The sequence below is a fragment of the Caulobacter sp. GW821-FHT10C03 genome (assembly GCF_059415485.1).
In genome coordinates, this window is sequence record NZ_JBWKNI010000034.1 from 25,906 (window position 1) to 30,520 (window position 4,615).

The 4,615-nt window shown below is 72.4% G+C and carries 3 protein-coding genes; all 3 read right to left on the reverse strand.

Annotated features, from left to right (window positions below; genetic code table 11):
- Positions 1–27: 27 nt before the first annotated feature.
- Entirely contained in the window at positions 28–216 is a 189-nt protein-coding gene (locus AC07NG_RS25295) for a Flp family type IVb pilin (RefSeq protein WP_199228579.1), read from the reverse strand.
- Between the two features lie 284 nt (positions 217–500).
- A complete protein-coding gene (locus tag AC07NG_RS25300; RefSeq protein ID WP_494597116.1) occupies positions 501–3,686 on the reverse strand; it encodes an efflux RND transporter permease subunit in 3,186 nt (1,061 codons plus the stop codon).
- Positions 3,687–3,689: 3 nt separating this feature from the next.
- The coding region (locus tag AC07NG_RS25305; RefSeq protein WP_494597118.1) for an efflux RND transporter periplasmic adaptor subunit at positions 3,690–4,615 on the reverse strand (926 nt) is incomplete at its 5' end.

Consider the following 4,615-nt stretch of genomic DNA (forward strand, 5'->3'; position numbering starts at 1 on the left):
TGCCGCCCGCGTCGCCGACGACTTGGTTCAGCAGTTGGCGGCCGACGGATTGGCCACGCAGGTGGCGGCGTCGGTGATGGCGGTGCCGATGTTGGTGCCCAGCAGCACGGCCGCCACGGCGATGGCGCTGCCGATGATCGCCAGGATGAGGGCGTATTCCGCCGCGGCGGCGCCGTCTTCCTCCAAGATCAGATTGCGCAGAGTATTCATTCGCATTTCCTCCTCTTAATGTCCTGCCCGAGCTTCTATTGTTACGGGCGAAGAAGAGGTTTCCCCCTTCGGAGGGAATTAAGATCTTAATGGATTGGTAAGTAAATACATCGATCGGCCTAATTAAAAAGCGCTACGGTTTCCTGGGGCGCATATGTGATGCGCACTATTTTGCAGTACTGGAGGGGTAATGGTCGCGTCTCGGGTGAATACATCTCTACGTGTGTAGCAGGTCGCGGCGTCGCAGGGTTGTCGGCGCGTCGACTTTCCCCGGACGCCGCGACCGGACGTCAGAGGTCGCGAGCCCTCGTCGGGCGCGCCAGCCGGGCCGCGAGGCTCGGCAGGGCCACCAACGTCAGCAGGGTGGCCACGGCCAGGCCGCCGATCACCGCCGTGGCCAGGGGCTTCTGCACCTCCGCGCCCGCACCGTGGGCCAGGGCCATCGGCAGGAAGCCCAGCATGGCCACCAGGGCGGTGGTCAGCACCGCCCGCAACCGTGACATCGCCCCCTCGACGGCCGCGACAGCCGGCGCCAGGCCCGCCTCCAGCCGCTCGCCGATGGCCTGCAGCAGCACGAGGCCGTTCAGGGTCGAGATCCCCGACACGGCGATGAAGCCGACGGCGGCCGACACCGAGAACGGCATGCCCCGGGCCGCCAGGGCCAGGGTTCCGCCCACCAGCGCCAGGGGCGCGCAGGCGAACACCAGCGCCGCCTGCCGGGCCGAGCCCAGCGCCAGGTAGAGCAGCCCGCCGATCAGCAGGGCGACGGCCGGAACCAACAGGCCCAGCCGCGCCTCGGCTCGTTGCAGGTTTTCGAACTGCCCGCCCCAGCTGGTCCAGGATCCGGGCGGCAGCTCGACCTCGCGACCGATCGCCGCACGCGCCTCGTCGACGAAACCGCCCAGGTCGCGGCCGCGCACATTGGCCTGCACCACGATGCGGCGCTTGCCATTCTCGCGGCTGATTTGGTTGGGGCCTTCGCCCTCCTTGAAGCGGATCACCGAGCCCAGCGGCGCGAAGCCCGCCCCGTCGTTGATCGCCAGCGGGGTCTGGGCGACCACGGCCAGGTCGTTGCGGGCGGCGTCGGGCAGCCGCACCACCACGTCGAAGCGCCGGTCGCCCTCGAACACCCGTCCGGCCTCGCGACCGGCCAGGGCGATCTGCACCGCGTCGGCGGCGTCGGCCGCGTGCAGGCCATAGAGCGCCGCCGCGGCCCGATCGACCTCGGCGGTGATCATCGGCAGGCCCGACACCTGCTCGACCCGCACGTCGGCCGCGCCCCGGATCTTGCCGAGGGCGGCGGCCACCTCGCCGGCCGTCCGCTCCATGGCGGCCAGGTCGTCGCCATGGATCTTCACCGCCACGTCCGAGCGCACGCCCGAGATCAGTTCGTTGAACCGCATCTGGATCGGCTGGGTGATCTCGTAGGCCGAGCCGATTTGGCCGGCGGCCGCCTGCTCGATCTTCTCGACCACCTGGGCCTTCTTCAGGCCGCGGTCGGGCCAGTCGCGCGTCGGTTTCAGCACCACGAAGGTGTCGCTGATCGACGGCGGCATCGGGTCTGTCGAGATCTCGGCCGTGCCGGTCTTGGAGAACACGAAGGCCACCTCGGGAACCTTGAGCAGCGCCTCCTCCAGCCGTCCCTGCATCTCGATCGATTGCTCGAGCGAGGCGCTGGGCGTGCGCAGGGCCTGAACCAGCACGTCCTTCTCATCCAGGGTGGGCATGAACTCCCGCCCCAGCGACAGGAAGACCAGCAGCCCGACCAGCACCGCGCCGGCCGCGCCCAGGCCGACCACCAGCGGCCGATCGACCGCCCAGCGGGTGGCGGGTTCGATCAGCCGTCGCGCCAGGGTCTCGACCTTGGTCTCCTGGTGCGCCGTCGTGGGGGCCTTGACCAGCAGCGCCGTCATCGCCGGCACGAAGGTGAAGGTCAGGACGAAGGCGCCGGCCAGGGCCAGCATCACCGTCGCCGCCATCGGCTGGAACATCTTGCCCTCGACGCCCTCCAGCGCCAGCAGCGGGGCGTAGACCAGCAGGATCACCGCCTGGCCGAAGGCGGCCGGCTTGGCCATCTTCGCGGCGGCGCCGGCGGCTTCCTCCAGCCGCTCGGCCAGGGTCAGGTCGCGGCCCTCCAGCGCGCGGCGGGCGCCCATGCGGGTGAGGGTGCTCTCGACCACCACCACGGCCCCGTCGACCAGCAGGCCGAAGTCCAGCGCCCCTAGGCTCATCAGGTTTCCGCTGACCCCGAAGCGGTTCATGCCGATCACCCCGACCAGGAAGGCCAGTGGGATGACCAGGGCGGTGATGATCGCCGCCCGCACGTTGCCCAGCAGCAGGAACAGCACCACCACGACCAGCAGCGCGCCCTCGGCCAGGTTCCGGCGCACGGTGGCGATGGTGCGGTCGACCAGATCGGTGCGGTCCAGCACCGTCTTGACCGCCACGCCCGGCGGCAGCGACGGGGCGATGGCCTTAAGCCGCTCGCCGACCGCCTTGGCCACCGTTCGGCTGTTCTCGCCGGCCCGCATCAGGGCCGTGCCGATCACCACCTCCTCGCCGTTTTCCTGGGCCGCGCCCAGCCGCGCGGCCTGGCCGATCTCGACCGCCGCGACGTCGGCGACGCGCACCACCAGTCCGCCCCGGCTGGTCACCGGCGCCGAGGCCAGGTCCGCCAGCGAGGTCACCCGCGCGTCGGCCCGCACCACGAAGGCCTCGCCGCCGCGCGAGATGTAGCCCGCGCCGGCGACGGTGTTGGCGTGCTCGACGGCCTCGACCAGCTCGTTCAGGCCGACGCCATAGGCCGCCAGCCGGGCCGGAACGGGCCGCACGGCGTATTCCTTGACGTAACCGCCGATGGCGTCGACCCCGGCCAGGCCCTTGGTCGTGCGCAACTGCGGCGTCACGATCCAGTCCTGCACGGTGCGCAGATAGGTGGCCTTGTCCTTCTCCGAGACCAGCCGTTCGCCCTCGGGCGTGAGGTAGCCGCCGTCGGGTTGCGGACCGGGAACGCCGGCGCGGGGCGACTTCACCGGCCTGTACTCGACCGTCCACATCATCACTTCGCCCAGGCCTGTGGTCACGGGGGCGATGGCCGGCTTGGCGTCGGCCGGCAGGTCGGCGCGCACCGCCTCCAGCCGTTCGGCCACCTGCTGGCGGGCGAAGTAGATATCGACGCCTTCCTCGAAGACGGCGGTGATCTGGCTGAAGCCGTTGCGCGAGATCGAGCGGGTCTCGACCAGGCCCGGCACGCCGCCCAGGCCCGTCTCGACCGGCGTCGTCACCCGCTGCTCGATCTCCTCGGGCGACAGGGCCGGGGCGACGGTCGTCACCTGCACCTGCTTGTTGGTGATGTCGGGCGTGGCGTCGATCGGCAGCTTGAACAGCTCCACGACCCCGAACGCGGCGACGGCGAGGGTCGCGGCCACCACGGCGAAGCGGCGGCGGACCGAAAAGGCTACGAGTTTGCTCAGCATGGCTCAGTGATCCCCATGCCCGGCTTCGCCCTTGGCCAGTTCGGCCTTCAGCACGAAGGCCCCGCGGCCGGCGACCCGCTCCCCGGCCTTCAGGCCCGACAGGATCTGCGTCAGGCCCGCGCCCGACTTGCCCACCGTCACCGGCCGGGCGCGGAAGCCCTTGGCCTCGGCGACGAACACCACCGGCGCGCCTTCCAGGGTCTGGACGGCTTCGGACGGCACGGCGAGGGCGCCGCCGCTTCCAGTGGCGAAGGCGGCGCTGACCGCCGCGCCCGCCGCCAGCCGGCCGCCGCGCGGCCGGGCGCGGACCACGGCCGCGCCGGTGGCGTCCTGGGCCATGGGGGCGACGCCGACGATCACGGCGTCGGTCTCGGTCCCGTCGGGGCCGAGGATGCGCAGCGACGTCCCGACATTCAGCGCGGCTAGCGCCTCGGCCGGGGCGTTGAACACCGCCTCGACCTGGCCGGGATCGGCGATCTCGGCGACCGGTCCGCCCTGGGCGACGAAGCCGCCCGGCGCGACCGGCAGGGCCAGCACCACGCCGGCGATCGGGCTGCGGATCGTCACCAGGCCCGAAGCGTCCGGACCGCCCGAGGCGGCGCTGCGGGCGCGGGCGGCGACGGCCTGGGCCTCGGCGCGGGTGGTTAAGGCGCGCGCGGCCTCGACCTCCTGGCGGGCGGTGACGCCGGCCGCGAACAGCCGCTCCTCGCGGGCCAGGGCCGCGCGGGCGGCCTGGGCCTCGGCGGCGGTGGCGCGGGTCTCGGCGGCGAAGGCGGCCGCCTCGGCGCTGCGGAGGCTCGCCAGCGGCGCGCCGACGGCGATGGTCAGCCCGGGCGCGGCCGGCACCCGTTCGACCGAGCCGCCGACCGGGGCCGCGACGGCGGCGCGGCCGCCGGGGGCGGCGACCACCCGGCCGGTCAGCCGCAGGT